Here is an 18,899-nt window from a genome sequence, read left to right on the forward strand (position 1 = left end):
AGTCGGTGCTGATTTCAGCTGATTGTGATGCGTAGGGATGATGAATGGGCGATGAATTTTTAATCGCAGCCTTAGTTTATGTGATTGCGTGTTTAGGTTTAGTTCTTTACCTTCAGAAACAATTAAGTAAGTTGCGCAGTAAAGTTGAAGCGTTAACCGTATTAGTGAAAGAGGGCGATCGTCAGCGCGAGGGCTTTAAGCGTGAAATGCAGGAGCTTCGAAGCGGTACTATTGGTATGGGACGTCGTGTGATTGAGCTTGAAAAACGCTTACATCAACAATCTGAACGCATTGAAGAATCTACTCAACAGGATCCCCAAGCAAAGCTTTATACGCGTGCGATGAAGATGGTGGCCCTCGGAGCTGGTGTAGATGAGCTAATCAAAGAGTGTGAATTGCCTAAAGCTGAGGCTGAGTTGTTAATTCGTTTACACCGTAAATAGGTGAATAATTTGGGACGCACTTCGTGACTCTCGGCCGCAGCAAAGTGCTGCTCTAGAACGCCACGTTGTGGCTCTAGGAGCTAGCCACTTTTGCTTTAAGCCTTATCAACAATCTTCTTATGCATATTGTTCCATTGTTCTGGGAATTTTCCGTCCAACATATACACAAATGCGATTAATTCGGCGATAAGCAGATACAGCTCTCTTGGAATTTCTTCGCCTAATTCAAGCAATCGAAGAAAGTTACTCAGGTGCGGATCTTGGTGAATATAAACGCCTGAGGCTTTTGCTAGAGCGATAATTTCGTCAGCGATTAGCCCTTCACCCGATGCGACTACTTTAGGCGCATGTTTTCCGTCATAACTCAAGGCAACAGCTTGCTGGGTTTTATATTCTTCCGCCATAGATAGACTCTTTAATTATGCTCTTGTTTTCACAAGAAAATGATCACCAGGCAGCAATGTTGCTGGAACTGGTGCTAATTGGGTGGATAATTCACCCGGTGTAAATCCTAATTGCGATAGTTTTTGTCCCAGTGGAGCCAGAAAGTTATCTACTCGGCGAAGTAATGACTGACTGTCACCTTTGAACTGAATATCTAGTACTTGTTGGTGAAAACGTGCCGATATCAGTAATGGACCCTGGGCGAGATTAAACTTCAATTGTAAATTCCAGCCTTTATGATGTTGCTGTTCATCGCTATCGGCTTCTCGCTCGAATTTACCTTCTAATTGTTCATGACGTTGATTAATCCCATAGGGAAGGGCAAAAAACCACACTAAATTGCCATTATTTTCACTACTGGCTTGTTGATAAAGCTGTAGGCTTGAAGCTAGTTGTACCATGCTTTCTAAGCCGCCAGCTTTGCTAAATTGTCCTAGCTGATGGTTAGATAATCCGATTTTAGTTTGGAGTTGCTCTAAGTAATCAGCCAACTTAGCACTCATTTTACTATTGGCATTATTTGCCCTAAACCCCAATAACAACTGAAACAATGAGCTAATGGCTCCCGCATTCAATAGCATTGAGGCTTGAGCGAGCTGCGGCGTTGCTAAATTTAAGGTTGCGAGACCAAGGATGCTGTCTTTTAGTTCGTTTGGATCGCTTAATTGGCCTAAAGGATGTGGGCCTAGATGAGGCAAATGTTTTAACAGCTCGGCAGCTAAGTTTGTGCTAGCTCGAGAGACCATCTGCTCGATGGGGAGAGCACCGGCCTTGGTAAAGGCTTTTTGAAGCACTTGATTAACATTGATATTGGCTTCGTTGAGTTTATTTTGTTTGTCAGCACCTAACGAGTCTGATGGGGTTTTAAGATTTAGCTGTGTTTCATTAGTGGACAAATTTTTGGTCATCGCTAACTCATTAGCGGGGACCTGTGGTTTGGTCTGTAAGCTGCTAAAGTCCGATTTTGCATGTTGACTTTGCAAAGTATTTGACACCGTTACGGTATTTTTTACATCCGATGCGCTTGCATCTTTAGTCAGTGCCTTAGGTTCAGGAATAGCTGTTTTGGGATCAATTTGTTGATTGGTAGTTTGTCCTGCCGTCAGCTTTGCTTCAGTGGTAGATTGTAAATTTACGCTAATAGCAATCTTGGGTGGTGAGTTTTTTACGGATGTCACTTCATCCGCAATAGAACCCGTTTGAGTCTGGGATATTTTTATGTCGGAAATTGATCCACCTTGGGTGCTAGACGTATTTACTTTTGCAGCAGTGCTATCCGTTTGGGGGACTAAGCCCTCAAGTTTCCGTAAAAAACTCGCAATAATCTGAACGGGTTCCATTTTGCTTATCACAACATGACTCGCTTGCTTGTCAATAATGGGAAGCTGAGTTTCATTTATCGGAGCGCCAATTTGGATTTCGAGTTTGCTCAGTATTGGGGTCAACACTAAAATAGGTTTCCCTTGTAAAAGGGTAATTTTTGCTTGATATTCACCCGCATTAAGTCGTGTTCCTGGATCCTGTGGCACAACAGTTCCATTCGTAAATTGGAATTCTTTTGCAGTAACAATGACATTAGGGAGGGGGTAGCCCTGTGGGCGGGCAGAGAGAGAGTATAATTTTGTCTCTGAAATCCCATTTTGTTGGGCAAGTAATGTGATCGCTTCTGGGAGCTTAAGGTTGACTGTCGAACCCAAGGCAATCAGTTGCGAGGTTTGGGGCATAGCACTCGATTCAGAGGGGCTATTCACGACTTGATTGACTAAAAATTGACTAGCAATAATTAATGCTTGGCGCTGCTGAGCATTAACGAGCTTTAAATTATATTCTGTACCGTTTAGAATAATACTATCGCCTTCAGGAGATAGTTGGACTTCAGCGGGAATAGGACGCGCATTGGTGCTCAGGGCAGTGTTTTGAGTCCCTGAAGTGATTAATGGTGCGTTGGTAATCTGACTAAGTGGAATCGACTCCATACTAAACCTTTGTTGGAATAACTCGCGGTGCGTTATTTAAAAAATTAACAATTGACCAAACTGTTTTGCCAAGTATGCTTATGCGCTTTGTAAAGTCAGTGGCATTTTGTCTGTCATACTTAGTATACGACTCGGATGACTAATCTTTTATCGTCACTTGTTGATGGTCACTTTAACGAAAACTCGTGAACTCGGCAGTACATTTATTTAAGAGAGCAATATGAAGTTGAAATGGATAGGGGGACTTTTAGGCTTTGCATTACTGCCCAAGGTTTATGGCGCAGAGGTAGCCGTACCCGATAACACTCCAAAGGACGGGGCTTCAGCTGTAAAAATTACTTACGAAGATCCAAGAGATCCCTTTGAAGGGTTCAACCGCGCCATGTGGGACTTTAACTATCTGTTTCTCGATAGGTACCTATACCGGCCAGTTGCACATGGGTATAACGATTATATCCCGTTGCCTGCTAAAACAGGGATTAATAACTTTGTGCAAAACTTGGAAGAACCCAGCAGCGTGGTAAACAACTTATTGCAAGGCAAATGGGGGTGGGCGGCGAATGCGGGTGGTCGTTTTACGGTTAACACGACGATAGGGTTACTAGGTGTTATTGATGTGGCTGATATGATGGGAATGCCACGTAAGCAGGACGAGTTTAACGAAGTGTTGGGCTATTACGGTGTACCTAATGGTCCCTATTTTATGGCACCCTTTGCTGGTCCATATGTTGTTCGTGAACTCGCATCAGATTGGGTTGATGGTCTATACTTTCCACTATCTGAACTCACAGTGTGGCAATCCGTGGTTAAATGGGGCCTTAAAAGCTTACATGCTAGAGCCTCGGCAATTGACCAGGAAAGACTTGTTGATAATGCGCTCGATCCCTATGCCTTCGTGAAAGATGCGTACTTACAACACATGGACTATAAGGTCTATGATGGCAATGTTCCTCAAAAACAAGAAGATGATGAGTTACTCGACCAGTACATGCAGGAACTTGAGTAAGCTCATGCGCTAACTTGGCTGCAGGCATGAATATGCAGCCAAGCCCATGCCGTATAAATGATTCTTCCCATGTCATCATCGAATCATTGCTGTTGCAGTAAACGTTACGCGGGAATCTTTATGGCGTTAAATGGTGTTTCAATTCTGTGGGTTGAAGATGACCCAGTATTCAGGCAAATCGTTGCTACCTTTCTAAATGGTCGCGGTGCACAGGTAGTGCAGGCTGGTGATGGAGAGCAGGGGCTGATTCATTTCAAGCAACAACGTTTCGATATCATACTTGCCGATTTGAGTATGCCAAAGCTTGGTGGCTTAGATATGCTTAAGGAAATGAGCAGGTTAGAGCCATTAGTGCCTTCTATTGTTATTTCAGGTAACAATGTTATGGCGGATGTTGTCGAGGCGCTGCGCATCGGTGCGAGTGATTATTTGGTTAAACCTGTTGCCGATCTCTTTATTATCGAGCAAGCCATTCAACAAGGGCTGCAGCGAAATCATCCCGATGATATTACTCAGGCAGACTTTGATGCTTTATCTCACCAAGAGTTGAATGATAATTTAGCCTTATTAGAACAAAGTGTTGAAGCGGCCAAACAAGTTCAGCAGCAACTTTTCCCAGCCTCAAATATCAGTTATCCCGCCGCCAAAGTTGATTACAGCTTATTTAAAAGCAGTGATATCAGTAGCTACTTTATTGACTCAACAATGGTGGGTAGTGATCATTTGATCATGTATATGGCCCACCTCTATCCCGAAGACAATCGCGCGGCGTTTGCTTGTGTTTTGCTACGCAGTTTTGTAAACCAAAAGCTGAAAAGTTATCGAAGTGGTCAGAGTAAAACCATTATCGAGCCGTTCAATATGCTGAGCTACTTGAATGAGCGTTTAGTTAAGTCCGGTTTGGATATCACCGTAGATATTGTTTATGTCGCAATCGAATTAACACGTTATCGTGCAGCCATTGCCCTAGCAGGCAAGGGAATGAGGTGCTATTTACGTAATGACAAAGGGTTAAGTCCATTGGCTATTTCAGAAAGTTTACCACTAGGGGTATTAGATTGGGGTAAACCGAGTGTTCAGTTTCGAACGATTCTGCCGCAGGAGCAACTTTGTATCGCAACCAATGAGCCTGAACACAAGCAGCAGTTATTAGATAATCAATTTAAAGGATTAGTATACAATTCAAACTTGCCTGCGGGTGGTTTTATTCAATTAAGTTTATAAGAAGATAAGATGCTAGGACGCAGCCAAAAGCGCTGCTAGAACGCCACTGCGTGGCTCGAGAAGCTAGACTCTAGCACCTAGCACCTAGCACCTAGCACCTAGCACCCATGTTCTAATTTGTCAGAGTGCGAAACATCCCATCTCTAAACTCAACGTGTTTTGGGAGCAAAGCAATAAAAAACGCTGCATTTCTGCAGCGTTTTTATCTAATATAGAATTATTCAGGATGGTAGAAGCGTCCTATCAGGACGAAGCCCGATCTGCTTTTTCTCGCAGCTAAGTCACTAGAGCAGCGCATTTGGCTGCGTCCTAGCTTCTAGCTGCGTTATCTTTTAATGGCTTCGTGTTCAGCGGTTACCGCAATTTCATCTTCTAATGCTTCGGCTTCATTGTGATGCTTGCTTTCCGCACCGTGCATCCAATCGACTAATTTGTCAGCCATAAAGTATAAGATCACACCAGAAAGTGCTGCGGTAATCGCAATACCCGAGAAGATAGCCATTGCATTGGCAAGTTGTTCTTCTTTTTCGCCGCCATGGCCAATAAAGGAACCCACCACACCACCAATTTTGTTAGCTGCAGCCACAAAGAGGAACCAAGAACCCATCATTAACGAAGCTATGCGTAGTGGAGCTAACTTAGTGACCATAGATAAACCAATAGGCGACAAGCAAAGTTCACCCATGGTATGGAAGAAATAAGCGCCAACCAACCACCACATGCTTGATTTAGCTGTAGCGTCACCGCCCATTTCGACAACGGCACCGATCATAAATAAGAAGCCAACGGCTAACAGCACTAAGCCTAAAGCAAACTTAATCGGGGAGTTAGGTTCGTTCTTACCTAAACGTACCCAAATGGAAGCAACAACAGGAGCAAAAATAACGATAAACATTGCGTTTAAGGATTGGAACCAAGTGGTTGGTACTTCCCATGTGCCGATCATGCGGTCGGTAAAGTCGTTCGTGAACAAGTTCATCAGACCGCCAGCTTGCTCGAAGCCTGCCCAGAAAATAATGGTAAATAAACCCATCACCATGATGACTTTAATACGGTCACGTTCAACCTTCGTCAGTGGTTCTTTACGGACTTCTCCTTTTTCTGCTGCTTTTTGCTTTTCAAGCTTAGCAGCAGGAGTTCTACCGATATCACCAAGTAACTTTTGCGCAAACACAAGTTGGATAATTAACGACAGGATCATACCGATACCTGCGCAGATAAAACCAGCTTGGAAGTTGCCATCGTAAGCGGCAACTACTGAGCCTACGATAATACCTGAGAGGAAAGCACCAACGTTGATCCCCATATAGAAAATAGTGAAAGCACCGTCACGGCGGTGATCTCCTTCTTGGTACAGATCGCCCACCATAGTAGAAATATTCGGTTTAAACAGGCCGTTACCTAAGATTAACGTGCCTAAGCCGACGTAGAATACTTCGGTTTCCATCCCAGGTACCCACGCATGGGGCGTACCTAAAATAAATTGACCAGCCGCCATTAAAGTACCGCCAATCATAATGGCCCGGCGTTGGCCTAGAAAGGTATCTGCTAACCAACCACCTAGAAGTGGGGTCAAATAAACAAGCCCAGTGAAGGTGCCATATAACGAAATGGCATCAGCTTGGCTCCAACCTAAACCGTGTCCACCTTCGCTTTGCACTTTATCAACTAAGTACAGTACCAAAATGGCACGCATTGCATAATAACTAAAACGTTCCCAGAGTTCTGTTGTAAACAGTAGGAACAGACCTTTGGGATGGCCAAGCATTGTCCCTTGTGGTTTTGCTACGCTCATGAAGTTTCCACCTTAAGCTCGTGATTGCCTGTGGCGCCCCTGAAACAGGATGATGTCACCACAGAAAAATGATTGTTGCTCTTCTCATTTATCTTGAGTCAATTCGATATTTAGCTCTAGCTTAAAAGCATGAGTAAATTGTTGAATTGCTGAGATTTAAGTATGAGTTATTGTTACATTCTTATAATAAAAGTAATATTTTAAGCGTTAATTAGGATATTTTCGCTAAAATTCCCACCTTATATACCCTTTAAAAGTCACTAAAGTCAATTTTGACTTGCTAACTGGTGAGATTATCTGCAACTCGCCGCCTAATATCGATTTATGTTGATTTTCCTAATATATCGGTACTTTGTTTAGATACCGAACAGCAAGGGTTTTAAGGCAAAAAACTGCTTCCATCCGTCTTGACAACTTTGTTATGATTGCGACCCGTGAATGGACGTCACTTAACATAGGGTAGTGAGATTAATCGATGAAGGCATGGTACCTTTTGTACTGTAAACCTCGTAGTGAAGCGAGGGCACAACAAAATTTAGCTCTTCAAAATTTAGAGACATATTTACCAATGGTCTCTGAAGAAAAATCTCAACGCGGTCAGAAGCGGATCTGTCGTGTGCCTTTATTCCCAAATTATTTGTTTATCAATTTTGACCCAAGCCAAACTAGCGTTAAGCAGGTCCACTCTACTCGCGGTGTGAGTCGTATTGTCAATTGTCAGGAAAGAATGACACCCATTGATGACCGAGTCATTCACGCCATTCGCATGAAAGAATTAACGCCTTCCCAATCTGTTTTAGACACTCCGTTAGAGCTAAAGACAGGGGAGAAAATTCGTTTTAAAGACGGCCCGTTTGCAGACTTAGAAGCTATTTTTCAAGAGAAATGCCCAAACAAACGTTGCCACGTTTTATTTAATATTATGGGACAGATCAATATGTTAACTGTGCCAGAACAGTCCGTAGAACGAGTGTGAGTTGTGAACTATTTTACTATGTTGATTAAGACTTTAGCTTAGAGTTGTGTAAGACATTTGCCATAGGTTGACTTATTTCATTTCAAGTAATATAGAGCTTGAAATTAAAAATATATAATTTTCAGTGTGTTATATTTGTTTGTGCATTGAGGTGGTATCAGAAAACTAAATCTGCACCATTAAAAGTTAAACATAATTTGTGTGCATGTTTTTTGAGCAAACGACGTAGTGGTTTGGCTGTACAATTTTTGCGGCTGATCTAAGTTGTGTGCAACAAAAGTTTTACTTGTTTTTTACGCTGTGGCATATGAGGCTCGCGGGCTTAAATTGCCAGCAGGGCTTAGGTCTTTTGAAGATGTTAGCCAAACTAAAGATGGTTAACTGATAAGTTTGGAATTCAGAAAGCCAACAATTAAAACAGCAAGCAACAAATGCTAAGATTTTGAAAAATTAGAATATTCGCAGCGCGAAGGGCAATATAGAGGCCGCAATCTATGGGCGGTAGCGTGCCTGAAAGGCATCGAATGAATAGTTTCATTCGTTAAGCGGACGCCGCAAATAATTGTCTGGAACAATTATTAACAGCGTTAGCTGATCCGAAGGATGAAGTGCTCGATGCACTGAATAAGGCCTCTGGCCGCCACGCGATAGAAGTGTCAGGAACACTTCAAAATTGCTTTAGCAAGCCCGCAGGGTGGAGTATATGGACATACGGAATAATCGGTAGCGTGTCTGAAAAAAAGAAGGACGTTGCTTCGCAACTGCGAGGACGAAGCAAAAAAGCGCTGCTCTAGGACGCCACTACGGTGGCGCTAGAATCTAGAAGGAGCGTAGCGACGCTCTGCTTTATTATTGTTTTTCATCTTTAAACCCAATCGGAGATATCTGGTGTTACAACAACTTAAAAAATACATCAAGGCGGCCCCTCGAGTCGCGATATTCGCAAGCATGAGTGCTGCAATATTGATGGGCGCTCAGGCGCAAGCCGTTACGCCCTCTCCGCAGATGATTGAACAATTCAAACAATTACCCAAAGCAGAACAACAGCGCTTAGCGAGACAGTACGGAATTGATCCCAGTATGATTTCCGGTAGTCAAGCTCAGCCGCAGATTGCAAATCCGCAGGTTGTTTCCGAGCGTGACATGCAACCTGAGCGCATCAATACGGCAAGTGATAAGAAAGAAAAAGCGGAATTAGATTTTTCTGCGGATTCTTCCAACCTTAAACTACGTCGCTTTGGCTATGAAATGTTTGCAGGTGAGCCTAGCACCTTTGCGCCTGTATCTGATGTGCCAGTTCCTGGGGAATATCTTGTCGGTCCAGGCGATAACATCAAAGTACAGCTTTATGGGAAAGAGAATAAAGAATACGACTTAGTAATTAATCGCGAAGGAGTCATTCAATTCCCCGAATTAGGGCCCATTCCTGTAAATGGGTTAACGTTCTCTGAGTTAAGAGAAACGCTGGGGCAGCGTATTCAACAACAAATGATTGGTATTGAGTCCAATATCACCATGGGGGAATTGCGCTCTATTCGTATTTTTGTGGCGGGTGATGCTTACAAACCTGGTTCATATACGGTTTCTAGTTTATCGACTATCACCCAAGCGTTATTTGTTGCTGGTGGTGTTAACGAAATTGGCTCATTACGGAATGTACAACTTAAACGTAATGGTAAACTTGTCGGTACATTAGACTTATATGATCTGCTGTTAAAAGGGGATGCATCGGGCGACCTGCGCTTACGTTCTGGAGATGTCGTCTTTATTCCTTCAATTGGTGGCCTTGTTAGCGTCTCTGGTGAAGTAAGACGTCCAGCTATTTATGAGTTAAAAAACAACGAAACCATGGCTGATGTTATCGCCATGGCAGCGGGTTTAAATCCTGGCGCCTATCCTAAAAGCAGTTCGGTTGAACGTTACAACAGTAAATCGCTAAAAACAGTCATCAATGTCGACCTTACTAGCGAACAGGGCAAAATGACATTAGCCAAAGCGGGTGATGTTATTCGTGTTAAAAACGCTTCTGAACAGTTTGAAAGCGCAGTGACCGTAGTCGGTGCTGTCGTACGTCCTGGTAAATATCAATGGTTTTCCGGACAAAAAGTCAGTGATGTTTTTCCCTCAATTTGGGGGGATTTAGCCATTTCTGCTGATTTAGATTATGCCTTAGTGGTTCGTGAAGTGAACCAATATGGTGATATTGAAGTTCGTCAGTTTTCACCGGGTAAAGCTATTAATGACAAAAATAGTGACCAAGATATCGCTTTAAATCCCCGAGATAAAATCATTATTTTTAATTTTTCTGACGATGTACAAAATCGTTTCGAGCTGAATAAATTAGTTAAACAGCGCGTAGAGAAGGTGACCTCTTTAAACACGAATTCTCTGATCAGTTCTGATTTATTCAAAGCAGGGTTTGTTCAGCTTGATAAAAGTAGATTAACTCAGCGTTCGCAGTTGGCTGGAGTGGTTGTTACTGATAAAACTGAGTCAGAAGATGTGGCTGTGGTTAAAGGTGTCGTCAACAAAATGTTGGCAAACTTATTTGATGATACAGAGTTACTCAAACTCAGTAATCAAATGGCTCGCCAAGAATTACTCTATCCGGTCATGGTTAAGCTTAATAACCAGGGCCGAGCAGGAGCTGGGATTCAGGTTGTCGGGATTGATGGTCAGGTACGTTTACCCGGTCTGTACCCATTAACCGCAGGTGCAAGAGTCAATGATTTAGTTGTTGCTGCTGGTGGCTTGAAAGAAGGTGCTTACACAACTAGAGCCGAATTAACATCAACGGTAGTTGATAATTCTGGTTCTAAAACTGAGCATAAAAATATTGACCTTGCTTTAGCACTGCAAAATAACTCTAGTGCCAATTTATTGTTATCTGGCAGAGATATTCTTACTGTGATGACAACGCCAGATTGGCAAGAAACCAAAGTGGTTGAGGTCAGAGGCGAGGTTAAATTCCCTGGCCGTTACAATATTCGACGTGGTGAAACCTTAAGTGACTTAATCACCCGTGTGGGTGGCTTTACCGAATATGCGGCATTACCTTCCGCAGTCTTTGTACGTGAGTCTGTGCGCCAACAAGAGCAGATTGAAATCAAAAAGCTGGCAGACCAACTGCGTCGTGATATAGCTACCCGCGGGATTTCAAAGGATGGCACGGTAGTTAATTATGCTGATGCACAGTTAATGCTAACCGACCTTGAAAATATTAAAGCGGTTGGCCGTTTAGTCGTGGATTTACCCGCAATTTCACTTGGTATTACTCAGGCTGATTTGCAGTTAGAAGATGCTGACATTTTATATGTCCCTTCAACTAAACAAACGATCTCTGTGATGGGAGAAGTTCAACATCCTGCCACCCATAGATTTAAAGAAGGTTTAACCTTAGATCAATATTTGTCTATGTCAGGCGGCACAAGAGAGCGTGCTGACGAGGGCAGAACATACGTTATTCAGGCTAATGGTTCCGTTCTAATGCCTTCGCGTTCAAGCTGGTTTAGCAGTGGTGAACAATTGCAACCTGGTGATACTGTGATTGTTCCATTAGATACTGAATATAAAGACAGCTTAACGCTTTGGTCACAGGTGACTGGTATCATCTATAACACTGCGGTTGCTATATCTGCTATCGCTGGTTTATAGCTATATGGCTTGCTCTTTTATCCGACGGCTTTTTAACTGTTAGTCATTTGTATACGTATCAAAAAATAAGGAGAAGTACCTTTTCCTTATTTTTATTAATTTTGTTTTATACGATACAAGTTTTCTTTTAACGGTAATTAATTTGGTTATACACATACATTAAGAGACAAATGTCCAATGTCCACTGACGTTACAAAGATCAACACAAATGCAAATTTCGCACAGCCAATGTCTTCACCCGATGAAATTGACTTAAGAGAAGTTTTTTCTGAGTTATGGAGGGGGAAATGGCTCGTTTTGTCTTCAGTTTTACTGTTTACAACCTTTGCTGTTGCTGCAGCCCTGTTTATGCCTAATGTTTATCGTTCGGAGGCTTTACTCGCTCCTGTTGCAGAAGAACAAAGTGGCGGCTTGAGTGCTTTAGCTTCGCAATTTGGTGGGTTAGCCAGTTTGGCTGGTGTAAATTTGCGAGGTAAAGGGGCCGGTTCAGACAAAGCACAAATGGCGATAGAAGTTTTAAAATCACGTCAATTTGCAAGCGAGTTTATTCAGCAACACGATATTTTAGCTGAGTTGATGGCGGCCAAAACCTGGGAGAAACTCGAAGATAAGTTAGTTTATGATGAAGATGATTATCTTGTAGAGACAAAAACCTGGATTAGGAAGGTTAAGCCTCCATTTACACCTAAACCTTCAATGCAGGAAGCATTTAAAAAGTTTACTAAAATTTTTGCTGTTGAAACTGATAAACAGACTGGTATGGTGACCATTTCTGTAGAGCATATTTCTCCCAATATTGCTCAGCAATGGGTTACTTGGCTAGTTCATGATATTAACACTGTGATGAAGGAACGAGATGTCGCTGAGGCAAACAGAAGTCGTGAGTTTTTAAACAAGCAAATTGCTTTGACTAATGTAGCAGACATAAAATCAGTTCTATATAAGCTAGTTGAAGAGCAAACCAAAACAATCATGTTTGCTGAGGTTCGTGATGAGTATGTTTTCAAAACAGTGGATCCAGCAATTGCACCTGAATTTAAAGTGAAGCCAAAAAGGTTACTTATAGTAGCACTTGGTCTTTTACTAGGTTTATGCCTAGGATGTATGATCGTTTTAGTTAGATATTTTTCTCGTAAATCTTCTTAATTTGGCATATTGACATGAATACAAGAATTAATAGTGCTGTTGAGCCAGAAAGTTTTTCCACTGCTAAAGCAATCTTACGCTTCAAGTCGAAAAAACAAGTTCTAAATCAAGACGTAATCTACGTTTACTGCCCAGAGAATAGAGAGCGGGAAATCGGTGAGATAGTCGATGATTACTCTTTTGACATGGTTGTTAATGATTACACCATTACAGATTTAAGCTGCAAAGTTATTTGCCATTTCGAAAGCGCGCGTTTGACAAAAGAACAGCGCCAATTCCTGGTCAAGGCGACTGAGCTTGGGGCTTGGGTTGAACCGTTAGTCAGCTATTTAGATGAAAGACTTGGTTATACAGAAGTAAGGCTACTACACAGTGGCTATTTTTTGCACCAAAAAGCATTTTCAATTTTATCGACTAAACGTACACAACTTGCCAAGCGAGTAGTTGACTTATGTGCTGCTTTTCTATTGTCTACAGTGGCGTTACCGGTAGGGCTACTTACTGCATTAGCCATTAAGCTTGAAAGTCCAGGACCCATTTTTTATAAACAACGGCGCACTGGACAATATAACGATGAATTTGAAGTCATAAAATTTCGTTCAATGCGCAACGATGCTGAAAAGTCTGGAGCGCAATGGGCTACTCAAAATGATGCACGTGTTACTAAAGTGGGTAACTTTATTCGGAAGACCCGTATCGATGAATTACCGCAGATTATCAATATCCTAAAAGGTGAAATGTCAATCGTTGGTCCTAGACCCGAGCGTGAAGTCTTTATTGCCGAATTAGAGCAAGAAATACCATATTATCGTTTCCGTCATGCGGTAAAGCCGGGGGTGACAGGGTTGGCTCAGGTAAGTTACCCGTACGGAGCATCAATTGAAGATGCGATTTGGAAGCATAAGTACGACATTTATTATATTAAGCACCACAGCACATTATTGGACATTAAAATTTTATTAAAGACTGTCAAAGTCGTGTTATTTGGCATGGGCCGATAACAAGAAGTATTATTGATTAGGTTAAAGGTCTTGTAGTATGAAAATATTAGTAACTGGCGGCGCAGGTTTTATTGGTTCGGCTGTAGTACGTCATATTATTAACAACACAACTGACAGCGTTGTAAACGTAGATAAACTAACCTATGCGGGTAATCTCGAATCACTTGAAAGCGTGGCGACAAGTGAACGTTATGCTTTTGAGCACGTAGATATATGCAATCGTGCAGAACTTGACCGTGTATTTGCTCAATATCAGCCTGATGCCGTTATGCATTTGGCTGCTGAGTCTCATGTAGACCGTTCAATCACAGGACCTAGCGATTTCATCCAAACCAACATAGTTGGTACATACACGCTGCTAGAAGCTGCGCGCAAGTATTGGATGCAAATGGATTCTGCGGCTAAAACTCGATTCCGTTTCCATCATATTTCAACAGATGAAGTCTATGGTGATTTGCTGCATCCTGATGAAGTGTCACCGGATGTGACCTTGCCTCTTTTCACTGAATCAACACCCTATGCTCCAAGCAGCCCATATTCAGCCTCTAAAGCTTCAAGCGATCATCTTGTACGTGCTTGGTTACGCACCTATGGTTTACCGACAATAGTGACGAATTGTTCCAATAACTATGGACCTTATCATTTTCCAGAAAAGTTAATTCCTCTGGTAATCCTTAATGCACTCGAAGGCAAGCCATTACCTATTTATGGTAAGGGCGATCAGATCCGTGATTGGCTATATGTCGAAGACCATGCTCGCGCGCTCTATAAAGTAGTTACCGAGGGCAAAATTGGAGAAACCTACAATATTGGTGGTCATAACGAAAAGCGGAACTTTGAAGTGGTTCAAACCATTTGCAGCATCTTAGATTCATTAATGCCTAAAGCCACACCTTACGCTGAGCAAATTACCTATGTCACTGATAGACCTGGCCATGATCGCCGTTATGCCATTGATGCAAGTAAAATGAGTACAGAGCTTGACTGGCAACCACAAGAAACCTTTGAAACTGGCTTACGTAAAACAGTTGAATGGTATTTAGCTAACCAAGAATGGTGCCAGCATGTTCAAGACGGTACTTATCAGCGTGAGCGTTTAGGCGCACTTTAGTGGTGAGTTGTGAATAGTGAATGGTGAATAGAGAGTGGCACATTCGCGACTCTCTTTTTAACGAATAACTATTAACGGCTCATAAAGGTTCAAGGAATGAAAACGCATAAGCAGCTTGATGTATGGATACAGGCTATGGCGCTGGTAAAAATGATATATGCAGCTACATCGACTTTCCCGCGTGAAGAGATGTTTGGTTTAACAAGTCAAATGCGGCGAGCCGCAGTTTCAATACCATCGAATATTGCAGAAGGTGCTGGTCGGAGTGGTAGTAAAGAATTTGCGCATTTCCTCGATATTGCTCGTGGTTCATTAGCGGAATTGGATACGCAATTAGAAATTGCGCAAATGCTCAACTATTTGTCACCAGACCCATTGATTACACAACAACTGAATAGTGTTGGCGCATTGCTCACCGGACTAAAGAAAAGCATAAAAGGTTTATAGAAATGGATAGCAAACAATTAACAAATAACAACTCACCAGTCACGAGTAAAATTAAAGGAATTATTCTTGCGGGTGGTTCAGGTACTCGTTTACATCCCATCACTAAAGGTGTTTCTAAGCAGCTACTCCCCATATACGATAAACCGATGATCTATTATCCATTATCTGTTCTTATGTTAGCGGGGATTAATGAGATATTGATCATCACTACACCCGAAGAACAAGATGGTTTCATCCGTTTACTTGGCGATGGTAGCCAATTTGGCATTCGTTTATCCTACGCGGTTCAGCCGTCACCAGATGGTTTAGCTCAAGCCTTTATTATTGGAGAAGAGTTTATCGGCAAGGACGACGTTTGTTTAGCCTTGGGAGATAACATCTTTTTTGGCCAAGCATTTGGTAAACAACTCAAGCATGCTGTTCAAAACCTAACTGGTGCAACTGTATTTGGTTACCAAGTGATGGACCCCGAACGTTTTGGTGTTGTTGAGTTTGACGCAGATTTTAAGGCGCTTTCAATAGAAGAAAAACCAGCTAATCCCAAATCGAATTGGGCGGTTACTGGACTTTATTTTTATAACAATTCCGTTATTGATATTGCTAAAAAGGTGAAGCCATCAGAGCGTGGTGAGTTAGAAATTACCTCAGTCAATCAAGCCTATTTAGAGCAAGGTTCGCTTAAAGTCGAGCAGTTAGGTCGTGGTTTTGCATGGTTAGATACAGGAACCCATGACTCACTGCTAGAAGCATCACAATTTGTGCAAACAGTTGAAAAAAGACAAGGTTTTAAAATTGCTTGTCTTGAAGAAATTGCCCTACTTCAGGGATGGTTGACCAAGCAACAAGTTAGAGAGACAGCGATGACACTCTCGAAAACGGGTTACGGTCAATATTTGCTCAATATCACTAAGTAGGTCAGTGTTATGAATGTCATTAAAACCAAAATACAAGATCTGCTGATTATCGAACCCAAAGTTTTCGGGGATGACAGAGGTTTTTTTTATGAAACCTTCCAAAAGCAGCGCTATAGAGAAGCAGGAATTGATGCGGAGTTCGTCCAAGATAATCGTTCACGCTCATCTAAAGGTGTGCTCAGGGGATTACACTTTCAAAAGACTAAACCCCAAGGCAAGCTTGTGACAGTTACTGATGGCGAAGTCTTCGATGTTGCAGTGGATTTAAGGCCGAATTCGCCAACATTTGGCCAGTATGAAACCATTATCCTAACCGGTAAGAACAAATTGCAATTTTATGTACCCCCTGGTTTTGCCCATGGTTTTTGTGTGTTAAGTGATACGGCAGATTTTCAGTATAAATGTACAGATTATTATGACCCAAGTGATGAAAGTGGTCTTCTTTGGAATGATGCATCACTTAATATCCAGTGGCCAATTGAGAACCCGCTGTTATCAGAAAAAGACAAACTACAACCCGAGTTAGCAGCAATCAGAAATAATCTGATTAATGGATGGTAGGATTTTATGTCCCTATATACTGTATTTGGTGGTCGCGGGTTTATCGGCTCAGAAATAGTAAAACAACTCAATCAATTAGGTCACAATGTTTTTGTACCTGAACGAGGTGATGAAAGCATTTATCACAAAGATCTTGGTACAATTATTTATTGTGCTGGTCATGGTGATTGTAAAAATGCGCCGTTTGCAGTATTGGAGGCGAATGTAACGTTATTATCCTCACTACTGCAAAAAGCTCATTTTGAGCGTCTGCTGTATATGTCATCAACGCGTGTATACATGAACCAAGAGGCATCTTTTGAATCGGCCGACTTGACGGTTTGTGTAGACGATAATCGCCGCCTATTTAATTTAACTAAATTAGTTGCGGAAGAACTTTGTCTTAAAAGCGCGCATAAGGTTTGTATTGTTAGGCCTAGTAATGTGTACGGAGTGGCATTAAATAGTCCACTTTTCTTGCCTGCGATAACGCGTAATGCGATTAATACCGGGCATATTGATATGTATATAGCAAAGGATTATGCCAAAGATTATGTCTCTGTTTATGATGTCGCAGAGTCCTGCATCTATCTATCGCAGCACCTTGATTTCAAAGGGCAAATAATCAATATCGCAGCTGGCTTTAATATTACAGCGGCAGAAATAGCCGACGTACTCGAGACAGAAACTCACTGTACTATTACTTGGCACGATATGAATTTTCCGAGAGAGCGTTTCTCTCCAGTAAGTATCGATGAAATAAAAAAGTTTATACCTCATTATTCGCCCAGAAATGTACTCTCAGATCTATCACTAATGATAACCGAATTTAAGTCAGAACTTTTAAATGATTAATTCGTCGAGATTAATTAAAAACTCGATTTCAAACATAGTAAATGGCTTTGCAACAAGTTTAATGAGTGTTGCTATTACGCCATTTTTATACGAAATTTTAACTAAAGATGAGTTCTCCATTTGGTCGGTAACGATACAGCTCGGTATTTTAATTAATGTAGCTGCTACATCACTTCAAGTCAGTGTTGGCCGTTTTGTCTCCTACAGGTCAAATTCGCTTTCAAAATCTGTAAACTCGATGTTTAGATTTCAGCAACTTGCGTTTTGCTTGATTCTATTGTCGACATTGTTTATCTCTTTGTTGAGTATTAATTACGGTTGGCTAATCCAGAATTATCAAGCAATCACAGACACTTTGCCTAACGCGAGTTGGTCGATCAGTATTGTTTGTTTTTCTTATATGTTAAACATATTTGGCGGCTATTTTACCGGTGTTTTTATCGGCAAAGAGAAAAATGAAATACCGGCACTTGTCAACGTCGTATTTAAATGTATTTTAGGTGTCGTACTCGTGAATGTAGCGCATTATGGGCTACTTGCCATGTCGTTATCATTTTTTATAATTAATATCTTTTCGTACTTGGTATTGTGTTATTTATCGCCTAGTTATATAAAGTTTATATTTATTCGATGTGCAAAGAAAGTAATTAACTCATTTCCAGAGTTAAACAATCAAGAGTGGCGATATTATTATGGTGTTTTTGTATTAAATTTTTCGACGTTTTTAGTGAGCGGAATTGGTGTTCTAATTATATCTAAGTACGATTATGAACACGTGGCAAATTACTCTGTTGCAATGAGTCTTGTTGGTCTTATCTCTGGAGCAATGTCGACTGTTCTTTCTCCACTTATTCAGCCATTGACGCATTTATATAAGACTGGTAATGAGAATGGAATATCAAAAGTTTTTAAGATAGTTACCATATCAATCTGCATTATAATTCCTTTTTCTGTACTTGTATCACTTTACATTGGGGAGTTTTTATTTGACATATTAACAAATAGAGATAACTCAGCTGAAGTGTCTTCAATGTTTAGTGCATTATTATTGGTTTACCTTATTAGAAGCATTGGTGTTCCATTTGGGCTTGTATTACTCGCAAAGGCGAAGCATTCTAACATCATGCTATTTCCATTTGTCGAGGGGGCTCTTTGTTTTGGGTTTTCATTATTATTTATTAATGTTTTCTCAGTAGGTTGGCTTTCAATAGTATATGCTGTTGCTTTGTCTGCACTTATTATCATGGCCATTTATTGCTTTTTCTTGCTAAGAAGAAATATTGATGTAAATTTATTTTTTGCTGTTATAACCTATGTAGTATTTCCGCTGCTAATGATTTGGCTTTTTTTGTTCAATAGTTGAGGTT

16 protein-coding genes are annotated in these 18,899 nt (G+C 41.3%); 13 read left to right on the plus strand and 3 right to left on the minus strand.

Annotation, left to right across the window (positions count from 1 at the left end; translation table 11 throughout):
* Window positions 1-44: 44 nt before the first annotated feature.
* The gene (locus KXJ80_RS09325) at window positions 45-443 is read left to right on the plus strand and encodes a DUF2802 domain-containing protein (protein WP_037420401.1); all 399 of its coding nucleotides are present in this window, start codon (window positions 45-47) and stop codon (window positions 441-443) included.
* A 95-nt stretch (window positions 444-538) separates the two neighbouring features.
* On the opposite strand, the gene KXJ80_RS09330 is transcribed toward KXJ80_RS09325, so the two are convergent.
* Together KXJ80_RS09330 and KXJ80_RS09335 are read right to left on the minus strand one after the other, a co-directional pair.
* Entirely contained in the window at window positions 539-847 is a 309-nt protein-coding gene (locus KXJ80_RS09330; RefSeq protein WP_037420403.1) for an EscU/YscU/HrcU family type III secretion system export apparatus switch protein, read from the minus strand.
* 15 nt (window positions 848-862) lie between these two features.
* Entirely contained in the window at window positions 863-2,863 is a 2,001-nt protein-coding gene (locus tag KXJ80_RS09335; protein WP_259474667.1) for a hypothetical protein, read from the minus strand.
* A gap of 220 nt (window positions 2,864-3,083) precedes the next feature.
* Between KXJ80_RS09335 and KXJ80_RS09340 the strand changes: the two genes are divergently transcribed.
* Window positions 3,084-3,869: an MlaA family lipoprotein gene (locus KXJ80_RS09340; RefSeq protein WP_259474668.1), complete on the plus strand. Its 786-nt coding sequence runs from the start codon at window positions 3,084-3,086 to the stop codon at window positions 3,867-3,869.
* Between the two features lie 120 nt (window positions 3,870-3,989).
* Window positions 3,990-5,093, plus strand: coding sequence for a response regulator (locus KXJ80_RS09345; protein WP_259474669.1), 1,104 nt, complete (start codon window positions 3,990-3,992; stop codon window positions 5,091-5,093).
* Between the two features lie 325 nt (window positions 5,094-5,418).
* Here KXJ80_RS09345 and KXJ80_RS09350 read toward each other — a convergent pair whose 3' ends face one another.
* Window positions 5,419-6,888 carry a peptide MFS transporter gene (locus KXJ80_RS09350; protein WP_037420415.1) on the minus strand — a complete coding sequence of 490 codons (1,470 nt, stop codon included), beginning with the start codon at window positions 6,886-6,888 and terminating at the stop codon, window positions 5,419-5,421.
* A 475-nt stretch (window positions 6,889-7,363) separates the two neighbouring features.
* On the opposite strand from KXJ80_RS09350, the gene rfaH reads away from it, so the two are divergent.
* From rfaH to KXJ80_RS09400, 10 genes are all read left to right on the plus strand, one after another.
* The gene (gene rfaH / locus KXJ80_RS09355; protein ID WP_037420418.1) at window positions 7,364-7,864 is read left to right on the plus strand and encodes a transcription/translation regulatory transformer protein RfaH; all 501 of its coding nucleotides are present in this window, start codon (window positions 7,364-7,366) and stop codon (window positions 7,862-7,864) included.
* A gap of 888 nt (window positions 7,865-8,752) precedes the next feature.
* Window positions 8,753-11,518, plus strand: a complete 2,766-nt coding sequence (locus tag KXJ80_RS09360) for an SLBB domain-containing protein (RefSeq protein WP_425289240.1) — start codon at window positions 8,753-8,755, stop codon at window positions 11,516-11,518.
* Window positions 11,519-11,695: 177 nt separating this feature from the next.
* Window positions 11,696-12,664, plus strand: coding sequence for a Wzz/FepE/Etk N-terminal domain-containing protein (locus tag KXJ80_RS09365; protein WP_172590025.1), 969 nt, complete (start codon window positions 11,696-11,698; stop codon window positions 12,662-12,664).
* Window positions 12,665-12,678: 14 nt separating this feature from the next.
* Window positions 12,679-13,665: a sugar transferase gene (locus KXJ80_RS09370; protein ID WP_172590024.1), complete on the plus strand. Its 987-nt coding sequence runs from the start codon at window positions 12,679-12,681 to the stop codon at window positions 13,663-13,665.
* Window positions 13,666-13,702: 37 nt separating this feature from the next.
* Window positions 13,703-14,776 (plus strand): dTDP-glucose 4,6-dehydratase, encoded by a 1,074-nt coding sequence (rfbB, locus tag KXJ80_RS09375; RefSeq protein ID WP_259474670.1) that lies wholly within the window; start codon window positions 13,703-13,705, stop codon window positions 14,774-14,776.
* Window positions 14,777-14,872: 96 nt separating this feature from the next.
* Entirely contained in the window at window positions 14,873-15,223 is a 351-nt protein-coding gene (locus KXJ80_RS09380; protein ID WP_259474671.1) for a four helix bundle protein, read from the plus strand.
* Window positions 15,224-15,273: 50 nt separating this feature from the next.
* Window positions 15,274-16,137, plus strand: a complete 864-nt coding sequence (gene rfbA, locus KXJ80_RS09385; RefSeq protein ID WP_259474817.1) for a glucose-1-phosphate thymidylyltransferase RfbA — start codon at window positions 15,274-15,276, stop codon at window positions 16,135-16,137.
* Window positions 16,138-16,146: 9 nt separating this feature from the next.
* Window positions 16,147-16,698 (plus strand): dTDP-4-dehydrorhamnose 3,5-epimerase, encoded by a 552-nt coding sequence (gene rfbC / locus KXJ80_RS09390; RefSeq protein ID WP_172590020.1) that lies wholly within the window; start codon window positions 16,147-16,149, stop codon window positions 16,696-16,698.
* Window positions 16,699-16,704: 6 nt separating this feature from the next.
* Window positions 16,705-17,532, plus strand: coding sequence for an NAD-dependent epimerase/dehydratase family protein (locus tag KXJ80_RS09395; protein WP_259474672.1), 828 nt, complete (start codon window positions 16,705-16,707; stop codon window positions 17,530-17,532).
* Between the two features lie 61 nt (window positions 17,533-17,593).
* Complete coding sequence (locus KXJ80_RS09400) at window positions 17,594-18,895, plus strand: MATE family efflux transporter (protein ID WP_259474673.1); 1,302 nt, start codon at window positions 17,594-17,596, stop codon at window positions 18,893-18,895.
* Window positions 18,896-18,899 lie beyond the last annotated feature (4 nt).

It is taken from the genome of Shewanella xiamenensis (assembly GCF_024971755.1).
Classification (GTDB): domain Bacteria; phylum Pseudomonadota; class Gammaproteobacteria; order Enterobacterales; family Shewanellaceae; genus Shewanella; species Shewanella xiamenensis.